Genomic DNA, 25,538 nt, shown 5'->3' with positions numbered 1-25,538 from the left:
AGGTTAAAACAACCAAACCAAATAAAAGAAGGCCGCTGTTACTATGAAATAACGGCGGCTTTTTTGTGCGTTTTTTTTATGCGTACTTTCTTATGCGTTAGTGCGCGTTAAGCACAACACTGTAGCTGTATTCCTTCTGTTCAAGTAAAAACGCTTTGTGCGTACTTGGGCTCCAAGAGTCATCACCGCCCACTCCCATATGAGCATGGTCGATATACACAAATACGCAGTCTTGCGCTGTTAAATCACTGGTATGCTTTGCGCTATCTAGTTGGGCTTGCCCATATTCACTTACGCTGAAGTGAAACTTTCCAGAAACAGTTAAATTACCCACGTTCAGCCACTGATTATTACAGCGCAACCCGTTATCGGTTGGGAAAATATAGCGCGTTTGCATATCGCGTAACGGTAATGCGTAGTGACCGAAGCGAGTGGCAGCAAGTCTGTCAGGATAATTCTCATGTGGCCCTAGCCCTTTCCAACTTACACTCATTTCACCAAGTGCGCCTTCTCTTGCTGAAGGCACTGCGGTTTGCAGTCCAATTCGTGGCATTGGCGGCAGGCTATCATCAAGTAACACCGATACGCTTACGCTCAATTGCCCCAGAGTATTAACTACATAGCACCACTTAGTTGCAGCAACACGCTTATTGGCATGTTCATAATCAAATAACGCTGTTATACGTACATCGTGCGTGCCTTGCTGAACATCAATACTTGTGCAAGTTCGCTGCCATTGCCCTACCCCTGCACGGCGCCATCTTGATTCCCATGCGTTCGGATCAGGGTTATCTACTTCGCTTACCCCTATGTCGTTGTCTAGCGGTGCTCTAAAGAAACTATCTTCTAGAGGCGCAGTCAACACATCGCTATCAGCATGTACCCACGACGTTAGTAATCCCGTTTCGCTATTGAAGCTAAAGGTATTGTCTGCTGCTCTGATGTGCAGCATTACAGCGTCGGTGGTCAATTCAATGCTATCATTACTGGCTCGTGCAACAGCAATGCGAGTAAACCCTCCAATGCCTGCTGTGTTTATTAATGGCAGTTGTGCCGTATCCAAAACGTGCCCTGCCTTTGCCCACGACATGTCTTGTACAAGTTCAACATCAATATTTAAGTGATACACACAGCCAGGCTTATAGGCAAATGATGGGGCTATTGATAGCTGCTGACTTCCTTGCGGCGGTACATTTAATACTGCTTCTCCACTCTCTACAGCAACGCCATCTTCCAACACCTGCCATTTCAAACGTTCGTTGTCGGTAGCTCTGAACAAATAGTCGCTGGTTACTGTTAAAAGCAACGTATCGTCTTGTGTCTGCAATGCGAAGCTTAAGTGCTGCTGGCAGTATTTTGCTTCAAATAAATGCGGATGTGGCGTTCTGTCGGGAAACAGCAGACCATTAATACAAAACTGTCTGTCGTTTTCGGTATCACCAAAGTCACCACCATATGCCCAATAGGCTTCACCGCTGTCGGTATGTTTAGTTAACCCCTGGTCTACCCAATCCCAAATAAACCCACCTTGAAGACGAGGATAGGCTTTAAATGCGTTCCAGTATTCGTCAAAACTGCCAAGGCTATTACCCATAGCATGGGCGTATTCGCACAAAATAACGGGGCGATTTTCACCAGGCATAGACAGCCACTTTTTAATGGCCCACTTTGGCACTGCGTCATCTTCAATATCGGTGTCTACACGGGCGTACATGGGTGCAATAATATCGGTAGCCGAAGTATCTGCGCCGCCGCCTTCGTACTGTACAGGCCGTGAAGGGTCAAACGCCTTGGCCCAACCGTACATGGCATTATGTGTTGGCCCGTGACCACATTCGTTGCCCAAAGACCAAAGAATAATACTAGGGTGGTTTTTGTCTCGCTCGACCATTTGCGTAAAACGCGCCATGTAGGCCCCCGCCCACAGTGGGTCGCGCGAAAGGCGGCCCATTGGGAACATGCCATGGGTCTCGATATTTGCCTCATCAACTACATATAAACCGTAATCATCACACAGCTCATACCACCTTGGATGATTCGGGTAATGTGCTGTTCTTACTGCATTAAAGTTGTTTTGTTTTAACAACTTTATGTCTTCTAGCATGTCATCTTCGTTTATGGCGTGGCCTCTGGTTTGATGGTGCTCGTGACGATTAACACCGCGAATAAGTACCGCCTTGCCATTTACCAACAGCTGCCCGTTTTTCATTTCAACGGTTCTAAAGCCTATGTTGTAGGCTTCAACGTCAACCACGTTTTCGTTTGCATCAAGCAGCGATACCACAATGCGATACAAGTTCGGTGTTTCTGCGGTCCAGTGCTTAGGTTCTTTCACTGCCAGCTTTTGAAATATCACATCATCCCAACCGCCTTTTTCGTCTATGCGCTTATTGTTGGTACTTGCGATGTTCTGCTCTGTTACTGCGTTATCGCCATCGAACAATTGCACGGCAACGTTATAGGTAGAAGGGGCTTTAATAGCCGTTCGCACACTTATTTCACCATCTCTGTAACAGGCATCAAGAGAGGGCGTTACAAACACGTCTTGAATGTGGTGTACAGGTTTTGAAACCAAATTAACATCACGAAAAATACCGCTTAGCCACCACATATCCTGATCTTCAAGGTAACTACCGTCAGACCAGCGTATCACCATCACTGCCAGTCTATTTTCGCCTTCACGTAACAGAGGCGACAAGTCAAATTCGGCGGGTAGTCGGCTGTCTTGTGAATAACCTACATATTCGCCGTTGCACCACAGGTGAAAGGCACTGTTCACGCCTTCAAACACAATATGATTTTGCTTCGCTAGCTGTGTTTTACTAACAATAAATGTTGTTCTGTAACAGCCCGTGGGGTTTTGTGCTGGCACTATTGGCGGGTTTACTGCAAATGGGTACTTTACGTTACAGTAAATGGGTTTATCGAAACCGTTTAACTGCCAGTTCGACGGCACAGGAATGCTAGTCCAGTGTGTTGCCTCTTCACTCTCAAGTGTTTCAGCGATAAAGTCTTCCGGCACCTTTTCTGGTGCATCGTATAACCTGAAATCCCATAAGCCATTTAAACAGGTCTTTTGTGCATTTGTATTATGAATTGCGTCTTGGAGCGATGTGAACCCATGAAGCGGGCTATGCGCGTTAACTCTATTGCGCTGATATACCACTGGGTTTTGCCAATCATTTTGAGCAACAACGCTTGCCACGGTTTTCATAGTTTATCCTTTGCTTTTCACATCAACAGATGCCTACAACACAGCAATGTGTGTTGCGCCTGTTTGTTTTATTTTGCTTAGGTGAAATATAGCCAAAATAGTCCTATTACTTTATGCTCTAAACTTTCAATAGTTTATCCAAAACTCTCTTTTTATCATGAAGTCGAATTTTCAAGACATTGTAAACATAGGCCCACAGTGCTTTGAACGCTTTATTGATAGCACGAATACGCCAGAAATCAGTATTTACGATATTGAGCTTGCCGGTTGCTCAAATTTATCAGGCGACTATGTTGTGGGGCGCGTAACGCCGCCAAACCATACGATGTTTTATTCTTTAAAAGGCGCTGGGCATTTTCGCACGCCCTCAGCAGAATTCAGTCTTACTCAAGGGCAACTTATATTATTGCCTGCACAGCAGAGCTTTGAAGTAAGCATTGCGTGCGAACAGTGGGATATTATTTGGTTAAACTTGGCTAATACTGAAAGGTGGCAGGCACTGCCAAAAGCAAAAGCACTGGTGATAGAGCACTTAACGCTTGAAGGTTTGCATCACGCGATGGAGCTTTTATATTTAGAAAGCCGTGCTGAAAACCGACAACACGCCATGCACATTGTAATGCATTATCTTGAACAGGTGGTAAAAACGCAAATTACCAATGATGCCAACACGCCCCATGCCAAAACGCGGCATGAATCACGACTAAACGCCTTGTTTTCAAATGTAGATAAACAGCTTCAATTTAACTGGAATATGCAAACATTGAGTGAGCGCGCACACTATTCAGCTGCTCATTTACATAGGCTTTGTTTAAGCACTTTTGGTAGAAGCCCAATGCAGCACGTTATTCACTTGCGTATGCAGCGCGCTAAAAACCTGTTATCTAGTACCCAGTGGCCTATTTCGTACATTGCGAATTATGTAGGTTATACAAGCGTTTTTACGTTTTCAAAACGCTTTAAAAAGTCGGTAGGTGTGTCGCCTAGCGAGTACCGAATAGAGAGTGCTCACTAGGCCCAGTAAGGCAAAAGCAGAAGGAACGAAAGAAAATAGCCAGTAATTAACTGCCTGCAATTTTCATTTGATTGATTAGTATGGAGCCCGTTTGCACACTGCCACGCACGTCTTTTTCGGCGCCGATAGCAACAATAGAACTGAACATATCGCGCAGGTTGCCCGCAATTGTCACTTCGTGAACCGGATACTGAATAATGCCATTTTCAACCCAGAAACCAGCCGCACCGCGAGAGTAGTCACCGGTTACGCCGTTAACGCCTTGCCCCATTAGTTCAGTAACTAATAGACCGGTACCCATTTCTTTCAATAACTCAGCGTCGCTGTGGCCTGTGTCGCCTACCAACCAATTGTGAATACCACCCGCATGACCATTAGATTTCGTATTTAGCTTACGCGATGAGTAGGTGGTATACAGATAGGTAACTAAGCGTCCGGCTTCAACAATGGTCATATCTGAGCAGGCTACACCTTCATTGTCGAAACTCGAGCTTGCTAAACCACTTTTTATAAACGGGCGCTCTTCAATGTTTAACCATTCAGGAAAAATTTGCTTACCCAAACTATCTAGTAAAAAGCTAGAGCGACGATACAAGCTACCACCGCTAATAGCACCAACGTAATGCCCGAACAAGCTAGACGCTACATCACGATGCAAAATGACAGGTACATTTGCGGTATTAATTTTTCTAGCACCTAAACGCTCAACCGTTGCTTTTGCTGCTTCTTCACCTACTGCAGCTGCAGATTTTAAAAGTGGCGCTTGGCGATTTACGGTGTACGCGTAATCGCGCTGCATGTCTTCGCCTTCTGCACCTATTACCATGCAGCTAAGCGAGTAGCGGCTGCTTGGATAGCCTGCGTTAATACCATGCGTATTGCCGTAAACGCGCATACCTAAGTTTGCATTGTACGACGCACCGTCAGAGTTAGTGATGCGTTTGTCGTAATTCATTGCAGCCGTTTCCGCTTCAATGGCCGTTTTAATGGCTTTCTCGGTATCCAGCTCTTGTGGGTGATAAAGGTCTAAATCGGGAAATTCGGTAGCAATAAGCTCTGCATCAGCCAAACCTGTACAAGGATCTTCACTGGTATAACGCGCAATATCTACGGCTTTTTCAACGGCCAGCGTAAGCGCCTCTTTGCTTAAATCGGCGGTAGACGCACTGCCCTTTCGCTTGCCTACGTAAACGCTAATTCCTAGGCCGCCATCGTTGGTAAACTCTACGTTTTCAACTTCTTGCATACGTGAAGAAACGGCAATGCCCTGCACTTTTGACATGCTAGCTTCGGCTTGTGTTGCACCTTTTGACAGGGCTAATTTCAGTACATCATCTACGACATTTTGGATGTCGGCTAACTGCTGCTCAATTTGCATAGTAAGTTTCGCTGTCTTAATTCGACTGTGATAGTTACAATTTAGCTAAAGTGTAACACTAATGAGTTTGAAATGAGTGATCAGAAACATAATTCTCCTGAAGATCCTTACTTCGAAGATGCGCAAGCAGATGAGTTCGAAGAGGAAGAGTTAGTCAGTAAGACTGAGCTTAAACGCCAAGCGAAAGAGCTTCACAAGCTAGGTGAAACCCTAGTAAACCTGACCGACGCTCACATTGCTACCATTCCTATGGATGAAGAGCTAGCCGATGCTGTAGCAATAGCAAGAAAGGTAAATAAGAAAAAGGACGGCTATCGTCGTCAATTACAGTTTATTGGTAAGGTTCTACGTCAGCGCGATGTGGCTCCTATCGAAGAAGCGCTTGCTAAAATTACCCACCAGCACCAAGCGGCTAATGCAGCGTTTCATGCGTTAGAGAAAGCCCGTGAAGCGGTTATTGAGCAAGGCGACCCAGCTATTCAAAAACTTATTGAACAGCATCCTGAGCTTGACCGCCAGAAGCTTCGCCAATTTCATCGCCAAATTAAAAAGGAGCGCGAAAAAAATGCGCCACCTAAAGCGTTTAGAGAGCTTTTCCAATATTTGAAAGACATTATTCACGAAGAATAAAAATAATCTATATCGTGATCTGAACGCCTAGGAACGGGTCGAAGGCTCACCCAATAAAAGAGGGGTAGTATGAAAATTTTTTCTAACCCTAATGCAACGTTGAAAAGTAAGTATGGTCAGTACCAGATTGCCGTTTTAGGCAATGTAGTTGGTGTGTCGGCTGAAGGTATAGCCGATGGCGCAGCCATTGAGCGTTACGCGCGAGATATGATGGAAGTGGTTAATAGCTTTGCGGGTAACCACTGGGCATTCTTAGGCTTTCTTCACGGCTCGGCCCTTCTGACTAAAGCGGGTGAAAAAGAACTCCAACACTCTATCGAATGGCGCGCCAAACGCGGAATGGCACTTGGAGCTCTAGTTATAGGCGAGACTACAGTGCAACCATTGGTGAAATCTCAATTTCAGAGAATATACGACAAAGCAGGTTTAGAACTTGGTGTATTTACGGACGAACAAGACGCTATGCAATGGCTTGAGGGCAAAGGCTTTAAGGGCTAGCGATTCTGCAGGTTTATAACAAAAAAAGGTTGGGCATTTGCACCAACCTTTTTTATTTATCAGCAGTCTAAACCGCATTATAACGAGCTCAACTTGACTAGGCCGTACCACCTACCGTTAACTCGTCAATTTTAAGCGTTGGCTGCCCAACACCTACCGGTACACTTTGACCATCTTTTCCGCACACACCAACGCCTTTATCTAGCGCGGTGTCGTTACCAATCATAGATATTTTCTGCATGACTTCAGGGCCATTGCCAATAAGGGTTGCTCCTTTTACCGGCGCGGTAATTTTACCATTCTCGATAAGGTACGCTTCGGCGCTAGAGAATACGAACTTACCTGACGTAATATCTACCTGACCACCTGCAAAATTCGGCGCGTAAATACCTTTGTCGATAGAGGCGATAATTTCTTGTGGGTCGTGCTGCCCTTCAAGCATGTAGGTATTTGTCATGCGCGGCATTGGCAAATGCGCATAAGACTCGCGACGACCGTTACCCGTTGGCGCAACGCCCATCAGTTTGGCGTTGTGTTTGTCTTGCATGTAGCCTTTTAGAATACCGTCTTCAATAAGCACATTGTGCGCAGTTGGCGTACCTTCGTCATCAACAGACAACGAGCCACGACGGTCGTTTAGCGTACCATCGTCAACCACGGTTACGCCTTTTGCCGCCACACGCTGGCCAATTCGACCGCTAAACGTTGAAGCACCTTTACGGTTAAAATCGCCTTCAAGGCCATGGCCTACCGCTTCGTGCAGTAGAACGCCTGGCCAGCCGTTACCTAACACTACAGGCATAGCACCTGCCGGAGAAGCAACCGCCTGCATGTTTACACGTGCCATGTGCAGCGCATCATCTGCTAAGGCTTCATAGTAGGGTTTACCGTCTTCGTCATTTTGGAAGAATGAATAGGCATAACGACCACCAGCCCCTGCTGAACCGCGCTCACGTCTGTCGCCCTGTTCTAATAATACCGAGCAGTTCAAACGCACTAATGGGCGAATGTCGGTTGCTAGCGTGCCATCGCTACCTGCCACTAAAATTTCTTCATACACACCGCTAAGGCTTACCACAACTTGATTAGCCGATGGCTCTTGCTGGCGAATATACGTATCTACGGCTTTAAGCAGTGATATTTTCTCAGCGTCTTGCATAGCAAGAATAGGATTATTTTCGCTGTAACGCGCCTCAACAGGCTTTTGCCCTAGTGCCGACACTTGCTGTGTGCCACCACTTGGCGCAATGCCTCTGGCTGCTTTACACGCTTTAGTCAGTGCGTCTTCACTAATTTCGTCTGAGTAAGCAAACCCTGTTTTTTCACCGCTTATTGCACGAACACCTACGCCGCGTTCAATATTGTAGCTGCCTTCTTTGATGATACCGTCTTCAAGTACCCAGCTTTCATGCTGGCTTGATTGAAAATACAAATCGGCATAGTCGGTGTCGTGGCGGTGGATAGTGGCAAGCGCCTTCTCTAGCTTGCTAATATCTAGTCCTGAGTCGGATAATAAATGACGCTCAACAGATTTAGACAAAATGACTCCTGAATCGGTTATGTTCGGCAACCGGCATATTCTGTTTAATGGTTTCTCTTTCTGCAATGGTAACACACGTTTGCACTGCCCCTAATTCATGTGCTTGTTGGGCAAGCGTTTCGCCCCAAGGCGACAATACCAAACTATGTCCGTAAGTTTCACGACCGTTCTCGTGAACACCTACCTGATTTGCCGCTACCACAAAGCACTGCTTTTCGATTGCTCGTGCCTGTAATAATGCATGCCAATGCGCCTCACCAGTACGCTGTGTAAACGCTGCTGGCAACACCAAAATGTCGATGTCGCCCATTGCAGTAAATAACCCTGGAAAGCGTACATCATAGCATACGGCTAACCCAATGTTGCCAATTGGCGTTTCCACGGCAACAACTTCATTACCGGCCAACGTTGTTGCCGATTCTTTATAACTACCCGTTTTGTCGTTTACAGACACGTCGAACATATGAATTTTACGATAGTCAGCCAGTACATTGCCATTAGGGCCAAATAACATACATGCCGCAGAAAACTTATCTGGGTTAGCGGTAGCAACGGGGAATGTGCCAGACACGATGTAGCACTGATACTGCTTGGCCAAGCGTGCTAAATGCGACTGAATAAGGCCACTGCCTTTCGTTTCCGCTATCGCCAGCTGCCCTCTATCTTTACCACCAAAGCAAGCAAAACACTCTGGTAGTACAACTAAGCTGTTCTTTTGAATGTTATTACTGGCCATCAGTGCAGACACGGTATCGAGATTCTCTTGAACACGTGGCGTAGATGTCATTTGCAGAGCGATAAGATTAACCATCTATTATCTCCATCTTCATCATTTGCACATCGTCTTCAGTTAACGGCCTGTCTTGTGGGTTTGACGGTACAGGCGCGTTTTGCGCTGGCAAACTTATATCTTTGGCATTGCGCTCTACCTCATCAAACTTTGGCTCTCGTATAGTGCCGCTAACGCGGTAGTTAACGTTAGATATTACTTTTGCCGATGTCAGTACTTGGTCAATAGCTAACGCGGCAAGTGCTGTTGGCGGTGTTGCTAGGAAGTACACTAATACCGGCAGGTTTCCCGTTACATTAGGTGCAAACGACACATTGTAATTCAACTCGCCCGTTCCTAAGTCTGTATACCCTACAATTTCAATTTCACCGGCGCCGCCATCAATTTCGGTATCATCGGTGTAGGCCTTACCATTTACTACTTTTAGCGTTCCGCCCATATCATCGTAGAAGAACCCTTTTGCGAAAACGTCTCTAAAATCTAGGCTTAGCTTTCTTACTAATGAGTTTAAGCTAAACAAGGTAAAAATACGTGAACCTTGGTCACTAAGTTCAGTTAAGTAACCATCTGATAGTGACCACGTTACGTCACCATTTAGCTTTGCTAAGCCGAAGTTAAACGGAGAATCTTGCCAGTTAATGTCAAAATTTACATCGGCACTAGAGTCTTTAATGCCCGACTCAACGCCGAACTCTTTCAACATTTGCCCCACATCAGGCGACGTTAAGTTACCTTCGATGGCGCTCTCGCTGTTTCCGTTTACCAATGACCAGTGGCCGTTAGCAGTAATACTCGTCTCAGGCGAGCGCACGAGTAATTGCCTTATCTTCAGTCCAGATTTTACCTTGTCAACATCCAGCGTTACCTCACCAAAATCGATACCGTGCACACTGCATGTTTGACAATAGAAGTCAATTGGCGGCAATGTTCTAGGGTCTATCTGATAGGGCGATGTATCTGTGTTTGTTAACCCAGCGATATCTCGCACATTAATAGCATTATCATCTGGTTTATCTAGCGACAAGTAATCGGCATTAATCTCTATGCCCTGCGCGTCTAAATCACTGTTCACCCGAATAGTGGCTCGGGCTTGCGCCGATGCAACATCTAAAATCCAATCTTTATCGCGCTCTGCAGCACTCATCTCAACATTTTCAATGGTGTGTCCTGCAAAGCTTAAAGTGTCAGCGCGGGCGAAAATACGCGAAGGCGTGCTAAAAATACTTCTATTTTGCTGGGTATCACTCTTGTCACTACTGATGGCAGAATTGTTAGATGATTGCTTATCAAGCGCTTTCCCTGTCACTAGCATATCAACCGTACTAAACCATTCCTGCACGTCAGCATAAGGCAGGTTTGCTGCAATACTAAACCCAGTGCCTATGTTGGTTAAATCGCTCTCACCAAGCGCTAAATGTGCCCGCGAAAATTGCATTTCCTCGTGAGGCAACACGCCGGAAAAGCGAATATCATCGCCCAGCGTTGCATATACCGAAGACGCCTTTGCATCACCTTCACTGCTAATACGAAGCGGCAAGCTTGTACCCGCAGGTGTATCGAATGGAGCAGGCAGCACGCTTTGTGTTGCCGTTAAATCGGCAGACAGTTTTGCCCTGTAGGCAAAATTGTCTTTAGACAATGTCATTGCCACGTCGGTATGCCACGTCGTTTCACCATCGATATATTGAGTTAAGTCGGTGTTTACGTAGTTGGCCAGCGGATGCACATGCCACTTGCCACCTAATGCTACATCTAACGAATAATCTTCGTTCTGTCTGCCTCTAAACGACAGTGTAATAGGCTGCTGTAAAAATTTCGCTTGCAAAGAAGTCGTATCAATATTGCCATTCACAAATTTGATATCGCCAACCGCATCATCAAATTGCATGCGAGTACGAGAAATATAAATTGGATTTTCGTTCAAATGCGCTGTGCCAGACGCTACTACATCTTTCCCTTTAAGCGGGATATCAAGTTTTATGTCTGCAGAAAGCGGGCCGCTAACCTGCACTTCATTTTGAAGAATGTCACCCAGTGAATTTTGTATCGAAGAGTCCATCATCAACTGGGTAAGGGCTTCACCGGTACCCGCGCCCGTTGCATATATTAGCAGTCGAGAGTCTGACTTAAAGTTTGGTATGGCAGCCGACATATTGCTTATTTCCATGCCGCCTAAAGTAGCAGTGGGGCTTTCCATAACCAGCGCGTTATTTACAAAATACAGCGAGAGATCTAGCTGGTTAAGCGCAGGCCAGTCGGGAGCAAATAGAAAATCCCCCTGTTTAATGTCTACGTAAGCCTGAAAAATACCTGTGTTGTCATCAAACGGAAATTGGCTTGGTTTGCCGTGCCACAGAACACGAGCTCGTTCAATTTCGCCGTTGCCATTGAAAGCGCGGGTTAAATATTTATCTGTATTAATGCCCATTGCCGCGCTGGGGAATAACTCGCTCACTCGGCTAAGTGCTACCGGGTCCACATCGACATATAACTCCATAAAAGACGTAGACGCGTTCAGTTTAAATTGAGGCTTAAGCGTGACGCTGTCAGAGTCGAAAAGAAGCCCTTCTCCTTTAACAATCCAATGCTGCGAATTGCTGTTTTCTATCTGTTTTTCTTCTGCAAAAGGGCTGTCGCGATATATAAAAAAGTTGCCTTCAAGCGTGTTGATATTGACGTCTTTTTTAATGATGCCGTCGGCATAAAGCGTGCTGTTTGAACTACTTAAGTAAACCGCGCCGTTGTTTTTATACCAGTATAAATCGGCATCTAAAGAAGAAAGGCCTGGCGTGCTCTTCGCTTTAGACCACTGTAAATCTACCACTTTTGCCGCCAAAAGCGGCGCGCCATTTTTAACGCTAAGCTGCAACGTAGCTAACTCACCTTTTGGATTTAAGGCGCGAATCTCATCTTCGCTGGTGTCGTCCATAAAAAGTGGGAGCAGCAGTAAGAACGGATTGATTTGAACTGGCTTAACTGTGTTAATCAGCACATCGCCATTTGCACTAACACTGCCAACTAAGTCAGTGGTAAGCGACTCGTTGCTTGAATTAAGCACCAGTTGATCGACGCGCACGTTCCAACCGTCAGTAGTTGGTAGCGCCTGAATGCTGCCACCGGTGATACCTGTTACAGTTTTAAGCTCGTCGTCGCCCCACTGTAATAAGCTGTTATTCAGCTTAGCCTGCACCGAAGTAATATTATTGTTCTTAAGGTTTGCCCACAGTTCGAAGTTTGCTCGGCTTTGCGCAAGCGGACGTTTTGTGGCAATTAAATCACTCACCCAAGGCGAAATATCTAGGTCTTCACCTTTAGCGTAAAACACACCTTCAAAGTCTTCGTACGTGCCGGTTACGTCAATAATAAACGATGCTGAATTGGCAGATACATCTGCCAACTTCATACGTCCAAGGCCTTGGTGGCGATCCTCAAAGTTATTCCACGACAAACTTTCAATATCAAATGAATTCGTACCGCCTGCGCGGTTAACTGACACGCTTCCCTCTTCAAGCGAAAAGCTTTGTAGCTGTTGTAAAAACAGCTGTTCCAAGGCTTTAACAACGGGGAAATTATTCTTTTGGCCACCGGCGAGCCTATCGGCATCAATATCTAAATGAAGGCCACGTAATTCAAAGCGGGGAGATGACAGTAGGCGCTGACGAATAGATTGCCAAAAGTCGACTTCCACGTAAATTTGACGAATATCGAGCGCCACTGGAGACGCATCATCTTTTGCTAAGGATACGTTATTTAAAACAATGCTCGGGCCATCCTGTTGCCACACCGCATAAACACTATCTATTGATAGATTTACACCGTATTGCTCGTTGATATAGTTTTCCAACAAGTGTTTGTTGTTCTCGATATGCGGTAGCGCGTAGCGAGCTGCACTTAATATCAGTGCGAATAAAACCAGCAATACGGCAAGAAGTAGCCAAAACTTCTTAAGCAGATAAGCGGCTACTGACGAAAAATTTGTCACACTTTGCCTTTGTATAAGTTAATGCATTACATCATAACGACGTCGTACTTATCCTGATTGTACAAAGTTTCGGTTTGTACCTTAATTTGTTTCGATACAAACACTTCCAGTTCGGCCAACATGTGTGATTCTTCGCCCATGAGTGCCTCGGCCACTTTTGGCGACGCATACACCACAAACTTATCAGCGTCATAAGCGCGATTTACCCGCACAATTTCACGCATTATTTCAAAGCAAATGGTCTCAATGGTTTTCACGGTACCGCGGCCTTTACAGACGGGGCACTCTCCACACAAAATATGCTCAATGCTTTCACGGGTTCGCTTGCGGGTCATTTCAATTAGCCCTAATGCGGTAAACCCATGAATATTTATCTTGGCTCTATCCTTGTTTGTCGCTACCTCTAATGAGTGTAAGACACGTCTTTTGTGGTCTGGTTCCATCATATCGATAAAGTCGATAAGGATCATTCCCCCCAAATTACGCAGTCTTAGCTGACGGGCAATTGCCTGTGTTGCCTCAATATTGGTGTTAAAAATGGTTTCTTCTAAATTACGATGACCAACAAACGCACCTGTATTGATATCAATGGTTGTCATGGCTTCAGTCTGATCGATAATTAAATATCCACCCGACTTTAAATCAACGCGACGTTCTAGTGCGCGCTGCGCCTCATTTTCTACGTCATACAGGTCAAAAATAGGTCTGTCGCCTGTGTAGTATTCTAACTTGCCATTCATCTCTGGCACATATTCTTTAGTGAACTGATGCAGCTCTTGAAATGACAGCTTTGAGTCGATGCGAATACGATCTAGCTCGGTGCCTACAAAGTCACGCAAAACACGCCTAGCGAGAGGCAAGTCTTCGTAAAGCACATTAGACTTGCGGCGTTTCATGCGCGACTGAATTTTATCCCACAGTCTTCGCAAAAACGCTGCATCAGACTGCAGCTCCTCTTTACCAACGCCCTCTGCGGCAGTTCTTAATATAAAACCACCGTTTTCATCACAAAACTCTTGTACCAGCGACTTCAAGCGTTCTCGTTCAGCTTCTTCTTCAATTCGCTGTGATACGCCAACGTGAGTAACCGACGGCATAAACACCAAATGACGACTTGGAATAGTGATGTCAGTAGTCAGTCTTGCGCCCTTCGTGCCGATGGGATCTTTTACCACTTGTACTACAATGTCTTGTCCATCGCGCACAAGCTCTCGAATATCTTGTTTCTGTATGTTGCTGGCAGAAAATTCTTCTGCTATTTCGTTGTGAATAACAATATCTGAGGCGTGCAGAAACGCGGCTTTTTCTAGCCCAATATCCACAAATGCCGCCTGCATTCCCGGAAGCACACGACTTACCTTTCCACGGTAGATATTACCCACTAAACCGCGCTTGGTATGACGCTCTACATGTATCTCTTGTAAGATCCCGTTTTCAATTAATACAACACGCGACTCAGACGGGGTAACGTTAATCAGCAGTTCAGCACTCACGACACAACTCCAAAAGCATTGAGTAATTGGCGGGTTTCATAAAGCGGAAGACCAACAACAGCACTAGCGCTGCCATTAATTGAGATAACGAATTCTCCGCCAATTCCCTGAATGGCATAGCTACCTGCTTTATCGGCAGGTTCTCCTGTTTCCCAGTATGCGTCAATTTGGGCATCCGTCAATGCCGCAAAAGTAACAAAGGTATGAATTATCTCGGTCTGCTGCTTGCTGTTACTTACAACGCTTATCGCAGTAAGCACTTCATGGGTTTGTCCCGATAGCATGGAGAGAATGCGTTTCGAATCAACTTTATCTTCAGGTTTACCAACGCTTTCGCCCTTGAAAGAGATCAGCGTATCACTGGCTAGAATTACCGTATCGTCAGTCATTTCACCTTGTTCAATAAGCCGCTGTTTTACCGCAAGGGCCTTCTCGCTAGCTAAACGCTCTACCAGTGCTTCAGGTGTTTCACTGGGTCGCGGCGTTTCATCAATATCGGCAGGAAAAATGCGATGTTCAATGCGCATTTGCTGAAGTAACGCAGTACGCCTAGGTGACGCTGATGCTAACACTACTGATTTGGTCATGGTGTTGCCCTACTGGTAAATGTTTTGAAAAGCTTAAGAGATAGAGAATTGACGGCGCGTGCGACGAAGCAACCAAAATACCCACGGCCACAGCACCATAGAGGTGATTACAGGCCACAGATAAGCTACTTGAAAATAGATATCGGTAAGTAGATGCTGCACCCAAAATGTGAGCAGGTGATACAAAGACGAAAGTAGGCCAATAATAATTGCTTGTTGCCAAACCGAATAATTACGCAAACGCTGATAGTTTGCAGCAAGCACGTACACACATATGCTTAAACCAAGGCTGTGTATTCCAAGTGTAGTGCCTACTAACACATCCACCATTATGCCGGTAATAAACGCAACGCCTACGTTAACGCGGTGCGGAAGTGCCATACTCCAGTACGCCAATACCACTAACACCCAGTCTGGTCGGTATACATCTACCTGAATAGGTAACGGTACTATTTGTAAAACAAGGGCAATAAGAATGCTGGTCCAAATCACGAGGTTACGTTTACGCATCGTTTTCCTCGTCGGTATTTGTGGTGTTATTTTCTTGCGTGTTGTCTTCGTTTGCTGTGTCTTTCGCGTTCCACAGCAAAAGAAGATGTCTTAGCCTGTCTAGGTTTGCCAAAGGCGATACAATTACACGCGCAAATGGGCGACTTTCATCACGAATAACGCGAGTTACTTCGGCCACAGGATAACCTTCGGGAAACACATTACCGAGCCCTGAAGAAATGAGTGTATCGCCCACCTGAATATCTACGCTGTGAGGTACATGTTCAAGATAAAGCTCGTTTAAGGTACCGCTACCTGTGGCAATAAAGCGGATATCATTTCTTAATGAACGTACGGGTATTGCATGCGTAACATCGGCAATAAGCAACACTCTGCTGTTAGTCGACCCCACTTCCATTACCTGCCCTACAATACCTTCATCGTCGATAACAGGTTGCGATAGGTAAACGCCGTCTATTGCGCCTTTGTTAATCACCACTTGCTGGCTGTACGGGTTTTTATCTACTGCCATTAGTTCAGCCACCATCTTACGAGCCTCGGTTCTCACCGGTGCTTGTAGAAGCTCTCGTAGCTGGTTATTTTCTTTTGCTAAAACATTAAACTGCTGCAGCTTTTCGCTCATCAGCAGCAGTTGATTGTTTAATTTTTGATTTTCAGCCAGTAGATCTTCTTGAGAAGTAAGTCGTTGCGCGCTCTCACTTAGCATTAACCCAGGCAGGTTTGCCAAATATTGCAAAGGGCTCATAAGAGAATTGAGGTATACCCGCGTCGACTTAAAGCCATCGAGTTTGTGATCAACAAATATCAACAGCACCGACAACACAAGTGCCAGTGTAAGTCGGTTGTTTAGCGATGGTCCGCGAGTAAATATGGTGTCCATTATACAAATAAGGCAACCTTAAGGTTGCCTTCCCTGCTTATTCGTAGCTAAACAGGTCGCCGCCGTGAAGGTCAATCATATCGAATGCTTTACCGCCACCACGTGCCACACAGGTAAGAGGGTCATCGGCAATAACAACCGGAATACCTGTTTCTTCCATGAGTAATCTATCTAGATCTTTAAGTAACGCACCACCGCCGGTTAGCACCATACCGCGCTCAGAAATATCTGAAGCCAGTTCAGGTGGCGATTGCTCTAGGGCTACCATTACTGCAGACACAATACCCGTTAGTGGCTCTTGAAGCGCTTCTAATATTTCGTTTGAATTCAGTGTAAAGCCGCGAGGAACACCTTCGGCCAAGTTACGACCACGTACTTCAATTTCACGCACTTCTTCACCTGGGTATGCAGCACCAATTTCATGCTTAATACGCTCAGCGGTTGCTTCACCAATAAGTGAGCCAAAGTTACGGCGAATATAGTTAATGATGGCTTCATCAAACTTATCACCACCAATACGAACTGATGAAGAGTACACCACGCCATTTAGTGAGATAATAGCAACTTCTGTTGTACCACCACCAATATCAACAACCATAGAGCCCGTTGCTTCTGATACAGGCAAACCCGCACCAATAGCGGCGGCCATAGGTTCGTCGATAAGGTAAACCTCACGCGCGCCAGCACCTAGAGCAGACTCTTTGATAGCACGTCTTTCAACTTGCGTTGAACCACATGGTACGCAAACCAGTACGCGAGGGCTTGGGCGAAGAAAGTTATTGTCATGCACTTGTTTAATAAAGTGCTGAAGCATTTTTTCTGTTACATAGAAATCGGCAATAACACCATCTTTCATTGGGCGTATAGCGCGAATATTACCAGGAGTACGGCCAAGCATACGCTTAGCTTCCGCACCCACTGCCGCCACACTTTTTGGCCCCGCAGCACGCTCTTGACGAATAGCTACAACAGAAGGTTCATTAAGTACAATACCTTGGTCTTTAACGTAAATCAGCGTGTTAGCTGTTCCGAGGTCGATGGACAGATCGTTAGAGAACATGCCTCGAAGCTTTTTAAACATGAAGAGTGTATTCCTGTTCTTGTGTTAACGCGTTCTTGCAAAGGTGAGATGGCGACGCTTTAACGTGAAGTCGATATTTATTCGCACACTTTAACAATGGGGGCAAATTTGGGCAAGTAATGGTGTAACTTACCGTTAAAATATCTTCATTTAGCGCAATTCACTGCTGTGCACAACGCTTCCTTGGTTGACACAGTGAGGACTACTTATAGACCAAAAGGTTCAATATTTAAATGCTACTTTTATGACGATAAACTTGTCTTTACACCTATAGCGCGGTTGCGCTTAAGATGTATGTTAGTCGTTTCCGACGCGCTCGCGTTTGTAAATAATATCGTCATTGCCACGATATACGCCGAACGTTACCGTAGCTGAGGGCGACTCATCAGCATTACCATCTTGATCCCAATCCCAACGCAGCCACTGAGGAACCTCGTAAGTTACCGAAAAGTTTCCTTCACCGTTAGGAGATGATAAACGCATACCTTCACGTCCTGCATAGGCTCCCTGAGATAGGGTACTACCGGTTTGACTTGATACAAGCTGTCCTGTCGACTCTTCGATGTCGTTGTGGTCGAAAGTAGAGCAGCTGTCGGCCATATTAATTCGCCAATCGTTACCATCCCAATATTGGGTTGTCATGGGTAGCAACAGCGACTCATCTACACTGCCGTAATTGTTGGTTAATGTGGCGCGCCCATAAGCAAAGTTAAGACTTGATTCGATAACCGCCAAACAAGGTGGCGTACAGTAGCTACCGTTGAACGTAGCACCTTCAAGCTGCGCCGAATCTAATTCAAGGATTAACGACGCTCCCATGTATGCACCATCTAGGTTGGCATCGGCAAGTCGGCTAACGGCAATATCGGTATCGGTAAAATCTATGCGCCCCGTTACGCCAGACTGTGGCCACGTTACGCTATCAACATTCACAAGGCGGTTATAAACACTACCGCTGTGTTCCATTTGCATATTATTTGCGTTTAATTTATCAAAACCGCCGAAGTAATTGACAGTTTTGGCACCATTCTGATTAACAGCTTGAAGCGTGTAACTGACGCTATCTAATGGCTCATCAAAATAGGTGAAGGCGCTTGCCACATCGCATGCAGGGGTCACGTCGCCACTTAATATGAAATTAGAAGGCGCAAAACGACCTACATTACTCATTTGCCCTTGCACTGTGGTAGACGACAAATAGTTGCTAGAAGCATTAATATTAATAACCCCTACTTCGTCGTAATCCACCGTTGTGTTTACCTTACCCTCGTCAGTGAACACCACGCTGGTGCCCCCCGACAACGAACCAGTAACGCCTGATGCCGGAAGCAGCGTGGTTGGAGTAAGTTCAACTGTGCCCGAGAAATGTTCTGCCGTATTGTTGTTTAAAAGCGATGTAAAATCGTCTGGCACGCCATCACTGTCACCATCCTCACCTGCTACCCACTGTACCGTGCGTAAACCCACCACAAAATCTTGCCCTGTTAGCTTTAATAGCGAGCCATTGGCGTTAGCTGCGGTGGCATTTGGGTTTATATTGGTACCGGTGTCATCAAGCACTTCTACAGCGATACCGAAAGGGCGCACTTTAAAGATATTCGAAGAACCCGCAATGCTGCTTCTTTCGCTCAACTCTGCAGTTAATGAAATTTCGCCTGCGTCAGGATACTGCACTGAAAATAAAGCTCTAGAATCGTCATCAAAATACACTGGCACTGTAGTGGCAGAAAGGCCTATTTCTGTATCGCTATTGTTATTTGAAAACACCAGTGAATTTGAACAATTACTTGAGCTTGCGCAGTTGTAGTTCAGTTCAACGTCTACGGTTTGCTTACGCAGTAAATCGGTGTTACCGCACGCTTCTATGGCATACGTTTTTGCGTTAAAGCCAGAGTCTGAAGGCTTGCCAGACAGCTGCGTGACTATGGTTTCGTTTCCATCGCTAATGTTTGAAAAAACCAAACCATCAGACTTGAAGTTAATTTTACAGCTGTTGAGTGCAACCTCGCTACCTCCAATAAAGCAACGTAGCTGCGACGACGGTGTTTCACCTGATGTAGCTAGGGTTGGATCGTTACCTCTGAGGCTTTCTATCGTGAGCGACGTTTGCCCAATAAAATTCACACTATCACCAGGAGACCACACGTAGTCGTTTCCGCTTGTGGGAACTAAGTTCACTGTTGCCTCTTGTGAGTAAAGCAAATCACAATTTACATCGGCACAGGCTTTTAGCGTAACTTCTTTCGCGGCACAGCTACTGCCTAAGTTATCAGCCATTTCAAACCGGTAATGGTTTAGCACTTCAATAACATCGCGCCCGCAAATACCTGGAATATTGTTGGGAACTTCATTCGCAAGAACGCTAACGGCGACATTCGCCGTAACGCCACCTCCGGCGGTAAAACGCCCCGAAATAGTTTCTCCGGTTACGTTAACAAAACTAATATTGCCTGTAGCAATAATGATGGCATTTGGATTAGTACCATCAATTACGACATCGCCATCTACATAAATAGCAAGATAAGCACCGTCTTCCACAGTAATAGAAGCATTAACCATCGAAAAAATGGTAGAGGTGTTGACGATACCGCCAGGATCGGCAACATATATACGCGTAGGTGCTTTCACTGTGTACGCGCCTGCCGCCATGGTTACCACCTTGCGGCTAAAGAAATAGTCTCCCGCCAGATCACCGGCTGCTAGCTCTGGCCCGCTGTCATCTATCGAAATAGTAGGAATAGCACGCACTTGTGATGCGCTTAATGCATCTGTGTTTGATGGGAAACAGGCTACTGCATTTTCGCCACATTTTGGAAAATTAGGGTCGCCTTTATTAACATCACTGATAACGTCGATAGTGGTTAAAGCACCGTCATTTTCATCGAAGATTCTGCTGTTAGACCCAAGGTAAACTGTACTACCGTTAAATGTTGCAAGCGCCCCAGGAAATGCCACATCACAGCTTGGTAAATCGCCGCTAAATACAAACTCAGAGGTCATAGCAATAATGCTCGCCTCTTCTGCGGTATGGTTTCGTTCTGAATCTAAGCTTCGGTCTTCGTCAACTCTAAGACCTATTCTATTATTATTAATACCACAGCTTCTTAACCAACCGCCGTCTTGTCCGTTGCGAGTAATCTTGCTCGCTGCCACAAGTGGGGTTTGATTATACTTATTCTTAAAGTCATTCCTGAAGCAGCCATCATCCCACCCCTCTATAAGGGTTTCGGCGAAGTGTGCCTCCCACTCTACTTGTAGCCCATTGTCATCAAAAAACGATCTTCCTGACCCCGCTGTTGTTGCCATATAAGCTATGGTTTCATTGCGCGTTACTTCTTGATAAAAGGTTTCTGAAGCTTCCAACGCGATAAAGTACGCTTCGTTCAATTGAGGTACAGGTGGCACTAAATTGCTGCCAACGTTATCGTATTTAGCGGCAACGGTTAAAAAGGGTAATAAATACGTATTAGGAGGCGTTTTGCCATTGACGTCCACCTGATTATTTACTGTTTGAAGAGAGTGGAAAAAAACGGGCTGCTCGCCAAAATCAGTAATTAAGGGCACCTGAACATAACGCGACTCATCACTACCCGACAGTTCAGAAGTGCCAAACCAAGGCGAATTTGGCGACGCTTGCACTGCATTACTCCCCACATTCATTTTTCCCACTTCAACAATGTCGCCATTGGGAAATTCATGAACACCATAGGCAATAGCAAGATAATGTGCGCCCATTGTTATATGGGGGCCATCTTCGCCAGATGGTTCTAGTGGCAGTGCTTCAAAGCCCGTACGCGTTACATTTCTTATTTTTACGATGGCAGGGTTATTACCTTGGTTGGTCGATAACATAAATACTGCTGGCGGTTCATCGTACACCTGAGAAAAGCTTATGGTGGTCCACTCGGCTTTATTGTAGGTATTTTGAAGCTCTATAAAGCGCCCTTCAATTTGCGGTACAGCGAATAGTATACGAGACACAAAAACGGCGATGGCAAAAACGACTAACTGAACAGGTGAGATAAAACGCATTAATTTTCCTGCCTTACTTCAACAACAACACTGCGCGACGTAGTTAGCTGGCCATTTTCGCACACCGCAATAGATTCTAGTTGATAAATGTCGACTACGCCCGCCGGCACTTCAGGCTCGTTAACGTCGTTCTCGATGGCACATGACAAATTAAACGTACAGTATCCAAAAAGACTGACTTGGGTTTGAGGTACATCAGCACATTTTTTATTTAGTGTATTTCCACTGCCATCCTGCATCCTTGTTTCGGTACTTATCACTATGCTTCTTACCGCTAGCTCCATGCCACTTTGTGCAGCAAGGTAAGCTTGGGCACCAAGAAACTCAATAGACTGCTGCCGCACATTCGAACTAATTTGATTTGATAAGCCAATGCCAAGCCCCAATAACACAAGACTTATGATAACGGCCACGATAATGGTTGAACCATTTTGTTTTTTTAGCGATTGCGGCGCGCGTCTGAATTTGCGTTTACGCTCGTTGCTGTTTAGTTGGTGCGATGCGTTAAGGAACATTAGGGAAGTGCACCTCATGCAATACTGCTAACTGTTCATTATCACTGCCGTCCAACGTCATTTGCAGCTCAATAAGACCATTTTGACGCAGCCCTGCCGTTACTACATTTGCATTCCATTGCGATACACCCGTTACCAATAACCCTGAAACGCCGCTTTGCGTTCTTACCAATGACTCACCTTGCGCGGTGGTTTGTCGGCAAACGGTCACTTGGGGTTCAGGAACAAAAAAACGCTTGCCAGGTGATGTTTGTGTAACCGGTGAATTCAAGGTGAAATCGTATTGCCTTACACTGCTTGGCGCATCAGCAGCAACACTAATATTACTTATCGTTCTGCCGTTATCAGTAACGCTTTGGGGGCTTGTAGGGTATACCACCAATGTGTCGCCAACGCTTACTTGGCTATCGAAAACTACCGTATGCATCGGATTATCAAAGGCATCATTTACATAGGTACCGCTACTTTTAATGGGATAGTAAGTTAAGCAGCCAAGTGTGGCATCGAAAGACACTGAATTAGGCACAATGTTACGTAGCTCTTTTTCAAGACGCAGTATAACGAAACGCGCATCGGCAACCAGCCTGCCGCGCTCAGCCCCCGAGATGTAAATTTGTGTGCTAATTGAAATAACCTGTGCAATTGAAACACTGATTATGCCTAGAATAACAATAACCAAAATGAGCTCAATTAGCGTAAAGCCACGTGCTTTCGAGCCTTTGTGCGCCGAGTTCATTTGCGTTAAGAACTTAGGTTTTAAGTGCTTTGGCATCAATAGCTACCTCGATAAGCACTAAAGCGATATAATTGGCCGCCCGGTACGGTTACCGTTAAATCTACACGCTTGAAGGTATCGCCGTCAGACGCGGTGCCAGTATTAAAGTCACTGTCATACTCTACCGCAACGGTATAGCTAAAGCCGGCGTAAACACCACCCACATCAGTAACGCTGAAACCATTGTAATCATCTACATCGTCGTAATTAGCCTCGCTGGCCTCTTCGGGCCCCAGCGTTGATGAGCACGTGCCTTTTTCATTGCAGGTTTCAAACGGTGGGCCGCGATCACTGCCTTCATCAAACGACCGACTTAAAATATCATTCATTAAAGATTGGCCAAGCTTAGCGGCTTTGACCTCTCGAAGCGGCTCTGCAGTTTGGGCCGCTTGTGGCGCAATTAAAGACAGCACCAGCGTTAGGCTAATAGTAAACACCACAATGCCTACAACCAGCTCTAGAAGGGTAAAACCTCTTTGCGTAGCTGCGTTAACACGCATAAACCGCACCTTCTTGTTCTAAACAAACAGCAAAGCTGCCTACCGTTATGCGACATGTACCAGCACATGTAATATTGGTAGGCTGGCCTAAATTATTGAATTGAATTTGCGAAAACGCATCGCTGTTTTGATCAGACGTTACAAAGGTGTAGTCGGTACCAGCACTGCTTATAACTTGATCGGCATCAAAGCTCGTAGACAATGCTTGAGCACAGTCATGAGAAGCAGGAGGAGCAATGGTGGTTGCGGTAATTTTGACGCAGCTGGTGTCGTTTACGTTTTGCATTGCGCGAAGCTGCATATTGCGTGTGAACTGAAGTACACGGTCACGTAGCGCAATGGCGTCTTCCGCATCACTGCCTAGAAAGCGGGGCGTGACAGTGACTGCCAACACCCCAATAACCAAAATGGTTATAACAAGTTCTACAAGTGTAAAACCACGTTTATTCACATTATTGAACGCAAGAGTTCACAGTGATTACTGGGCGAACATCTGCTGATGTAGTGTTGGTATATTCAACAGAACATGCTGCGCCCGATGCGCTAGGGGCAGTGTTTGCGTAATCGCCAAATGCCGTTGAGTAGATAAGAATTGCGTCTGGCGTGCCTGTAATAACAGCTGTACCAAACTCATTCGTAAAGTCAGCATCTAAGATGTTAGTGAAGTTTGCTTCTGTAGCAGCATTTGGATAACCAAAAACAGTAGTTACAGATGTACCTGATCCGACATTAACAGAACCAGTACCACCTGTTTGGCCAGCAATCAGTGCTTTACCGTAAACAACAGATGACGCTGATTCTAGAGAGCCTGCAACTCCCTGTAGCACTGCATCTCGTGCGTCGTCTTGAAGGTTTAGAAATCTAGGTGCAGCAGTTACTGCCAAGATACCAAGTAGTACAATAACAATGATAAGTTCGATAAGGGTAAAACCCTTTTGTGTCGATAATTTTTGCATAGCTTTACTTCCTAATAGTTATTTTTAAAACACTGAGACCTGGCCAGTGGCAGGGTTATAAATGAATCCATCGTAAATGGTGCCGTCAGGAGCGCCATTCGCGGGCGCTGGGTTATTGGGTAAGCCCATTGATTCAACAAGGTAATAAACACAAGATATGTTCACACCGGTAGCATCGTTGCGCACAAGATACCTAAACTGCACTACATCTGCGTCATTCGTTGAAATCGTATTAGTAGGTGACGATTGTAAAATAAGGTCGAACACATTTTTGCACTCTTGCTCGTTCATTGCCGCCACAAGTGTGCTGCCGTTTACACTACCTGTTGGATAGCCGATGGTACCGTCTACTCCCACTAGTGTTTGGTCGTAGGTGACAACGGTGCTATTGGCCCCGTTGTTATTGCTTGGGCGCCCTTCCACTTCCCATTGCGCACGCACCAAACCAACGGCCGCGGCAAAACCACCTGCAACACCTTCAACACTCGCCTCGCGCGCCTCGTCGGTAACATCAATAAAACGCGGTAACGCTGTTGCGGCCAAAAGGCCTAATATAATCACCACTATAATTAATTCTATTAGCGTAAAACCTTGTTGTCTTACGTTCATATTTTCTCCTCAAGCGCCCTAAAAATGTGTTGTGCTTTTCTCATTACAATAACGCCATTCACAATTACAATTCGCTTACCTCGCCCGTTGCTGCACTGTAACTAAACCACGGATCACCTTTTAAGTAATACGCACAATACAGCATTCCGTTTTTATAAATATCGTCAACATACACATCAGTAGGTGAATTTACCTGCTGCAGGTTTGCCATATGAAGCAGTTGTTCACAGGCTTTGCTCGACATATTGTCCATACCTTGTGGCCACCCTTTGTTATTTAAAATAACAACGGCGCCCGCGGTTTTATCCTGCTCAATGACACCATCTTCTCGAAGCTGAGTGTCGTAAATAAACACTTTGTTTTGCTTGCGTTTTATCCACTGCGCTCTAACTATCATCACAGCGCGTTTGAACTGGTCTATTGCGCTATGCCTACTTACCTTATCGGCTTCATCGATAATGGGCGTTGCATAGAACACATAGGTTGCCCCTACTACTACCAACACCAAACTGATTATCAAAAAGTTTAGCAGGCCGCCTCTCACCCTTGCCAT

Annotated in this window: 21 protein-coding genes; 3 read left to right on the top strand and 18 right to left on the bottom strand. The window is 45.6% G+C overall.

Going from position 1 to position 25,538, the window contains the following annotated elements:
• Positions 1-97: 97 nt before the first annotated feature.
• A complete protein-coding gene (locus ACGHAV_RS10125; protein WP_390379907.1) occupies positions 98-3,214 on the bottom strand; it encodes a beta-galactosidase in 3,117 nt (1,038 codons plus the stop codon).
• A gap of 157 nt (positions 3,215-3,371) precedes the next feature.
• Between ACGHAV_RS10125 and ACGHAV_RS10120 the strand changes: the two genes are divergently transcribed.
• Entirely contained in the window at positions 3,372-4,229 is an 858-nt protein-coding gene (locus ACGHAV_RS10120) for a helix-turn-helix transcriptional regulator (RefSeq protein WP_390379904.1), read from the top strand.
• 46 nt (positions 4,230-4,275) lie between these two features.
• Here ACGHAV_RS10120 and pmbA read toward each other — a convergent pair whose 3' ends face one another.
• Entirely contained in the window at positions 4,276-5,607 is a 1,332-nt protein-coding gene (gene pmbA, locus ACGHAV_RS10115) for a metalloprotease PmbA (protein ID WP_390379901.1), read from the bottom strand.
• Between the two features lie 72 nt (positions 5,608-5,679).
• Here pmbA and yjgA point away from each other — a divergent pair, with 72 nt between their 5' ends.
• Both yjgA and ACGHAV_RS10105 read left to right on the top strand, forming a co-directional pair.
• Positions 5,680-6,237, top strand: a complete 558-nt coding sequence (yjgA, locus tag ACGHAV_RS10110; RefSeq protein ID WP_390379898.1) for a ribosome biogenesis factor YjgA — start codon at positions 5,680-5,682, stop codon at positions 6,235-6,237.
• A 69-nt stretch (positions 6,238-6,306) separates the two neighbouring features.
• The gene (locus ACGHAV_RS10105) at positions 6,307-6,735 is read left to right on the top strand and encodes a hypothetical protein (protein ID WP_390379895.1); all 429 of its coding nucleotides are present in this window, start codon (positions 6,307-6,309) and stop codon (positions 6,733-6,735) included.
• Between the two features lie 97 nt (positions 6,736-6,832).
• Here the strand turns inward: ACGHAV_RS10105 and tldD are convergent, their stop codons facing one another.
• The 16 genes from tldD to ACGHAV_RS10025 form a co-directional block, all read right to left on the bottom strand.
• A complete protein-coding gene (gene tldD / locus ACGHAV_RS10100; protein WP_390379892.1) occupies positions 6,833-8,275 on the bottom strand; it encodes a metalloprotease TldD in 1,443 nt (480 codons plus the stop codon).
• Positions 8,268-9,086 (bottom strand): carbon-nitrogen hydrolase family protein, encoded by an 819-nt coding sequence (locus tag ACGHAV_RS10095; RefSeq protein ID WP_390379889.1) that lies wholly within the window; start codon positions 9,084-9,086, stop codon positions 8,268-8,270. Before ACGHAV_RS10095 ends, tldD begins: the two co-directional genes overlap by 8 nt.
• The gene (locus tag ACGHAV_RS10090) at positions 9,079-13,047 is read right to left on the bottom strand and encodes a YhdP family protein (protein ID WP_390379886.1); all 3,969 of its coding nucleotides are present in this window, start codon (positions 13,045-13,047) and stop codon (positions 9,079-9,081) included. The genes ACGHAV_RS10095 and ACGHAV_RS10090 overlap by 8 nt, the downstream gene beginning before the upstream one ends.
• A gap of 26 nt (positions 13,048-13,073) precedes the next feature.
• Positions 13,074-14,540 carry a ribonuclease G gene (rng, locus tag ACGHAV_RS10085; protein ID WP_334014476.1) on the bottom strand — a complete coding sequence of 489 codons (1,467 nt, stop codon included), beginning with the start codon at positions 14,538-14,540 and terminating at the stop codon, positions 13,074-13,076.
• Positions 14,537-15,127, bottom strand: a complete 591-nt coding sequence (locus tag ACGHAV_RS10080) for a Maf family protein (protein WP_390379883.1) — start codon at positions 15,125-15,127, stop codon at positions 14,537-14,539. Before ACGHAV_RS10080 ends, rng begins: the two co-directional genes overlap by 4 nt.
• Before the next feature lie 33 nt (positions 15,128-15,160).
• Positions 15,161-15,637, bottom strand: a complete 477-nt coding sequence (mreD, locus tag ACGHAV_RS10075) for a rod shape-determining protein MreD (RefSeq protein WP_390379880.1) — start codon at positions 15,635-15,637, stop codon at positions 15,161-15,163.
• Positions 15,630-16,517, bottom strand: coding sequence for a rod shape-determining protein MreC (mreC, locus tag ACGHAV_RS10070; protein ID WP_390379877.1), 888 nt, complete (start codon positions 16,515-16,517; stop codon positions 15,630-15,632). The genes mreD and mreC overlap by 8 nt, the downstream gene beginning before the upstream one ends.
• Before the next feature lie 37 nt (positions 16,518-16,554).
• Positions 16,555-17,598, bottom strand: a complete 1,044-nt coding sequence (locus ACGHAV_RS10065; RefSeq protein ID WP_014947909.1) for a rod shape-determining protein — start codon at positions 17,596-17,598, stop codon at positions 16,555-16,557.
• A gap of 297 nt (positions 17,599-17,895) precedes the next feature.
• Positions 17,896-21,630 (bottom strand): DUF6701 domain-containing protein, encoded by a 3,735-nt coding sequence (locus ACGHAV_RS10060; protein WP_390379873.1) that lies wholly within the window; start codon positions 21,628-21,630, stop codon positions 17,896-17,898.
• Positions 21,630-22,145 (bottom strand): agglutinin biogenesis protein MshP, encoded by a 516-nt coding sequence (locus ACGHAV_RS10055; RefSeq protein WP_390379870.1) that lies wholly within the window; start codon positions 22,143-22,145, stop codon positions 21,630-21,632. Before ACGHAV_RS10055 ends, ACGHAV_RS10060 begins: the two co-directional genes overlap by 1 nt.
• Complete coding sequence (locus tag ACGHAV_RS10050; RefSeq protein WP_390379867.1) at positions 22,135-22,917, bottom strand: prepilin-type N-terminal cleavage/methylation domain-containing protein; 783 nt, start codon at positions 22,915-22,917, stop codon at positions 22,135-22,137. Before ACGHAV_RS10050 ends, ACGHAV_RS10055 begins: the two co-directional genes overlap by 11 nt.
• Positions 22,917-23,420 (bottom strand): prepilin-type N-terminal cleavage/methylation domain-containing protein, encoded by a 504-nt coding sequence (locus tag ACGHAV_RS10045; RefSeq protein WP_390379864.1) that lies wholly within the window; start codon positions 23,418-23,420, stop codon positions 22,917-22,919. Before ACGHAV_RS10045 ends, ACGHAV_RS10050 begins: the two co-directional genes overlap by 1 nt.
• Complete coding sequence (locus ACGHAV_RS10040; protein WP_390379861.1) at positions 23,410-23,871, bottom strand: type II secretion system protein; 462 nt, start codon at positions 23,869-23,871, stop codon at positions 23,410-23,412. The genes ACGHAV_RS10045 and ACGHAV_RS10040 overlap by 11 nt, the downstream gene beginning before the upstream one ends.
• A 1-nt stretch (position 23,872) precedes the next feature.
• A complete protein-coding gene (locus ACGHAV_RS10035) occupies positions 23,873-24,376 on the bottom strand; it encodes a type II secretion system protein (protein ID WP_390379858.1) in 504 nt (167 codons plus the stop codon).
• 24 nt (positions 24,377-24,400) lie between these two features.
• Positions 24,401-24,985 carry a prepilin-type N-terminal cleavage/methylation domain-containing protein gene (locus tag ACGHAV_RS10030; protein ID WP_390379855.1) on the bottom strand — a complete coding sequence of 195 codons (585 nt, stop codon included), beginning with the start codon at positions 24,983-24,985 and terminating at the stop codon, positions 24,401-24,403.
• 64 nt (positions 24,986-25,049) lie between these two features.
• Positions 25,050-25,538, bottom strand: coding sequence for a hypothetical protein (locus ACGHAV_RS10025; RefSeq protein ID WP_390379852.1), 489 nt, complete (start codon positions 25,536-25,538; stop codon positions 25,050-25,052).

The organism is Alteromonas sp. MTD1, assembly GCF_042848195.1.
Taxonomy (GTDB): domain Bacteria; phylum Pseudomonadota; class Gammaproteobacteria; order Enterobacterales; family Alteromonadaceae; genus Alteromonas.
The sequence above is the reverse complement of the archived record's forward strand: the minus strand, read 5'-3'. Positions and strand labels throughout refer to the sequence as shown.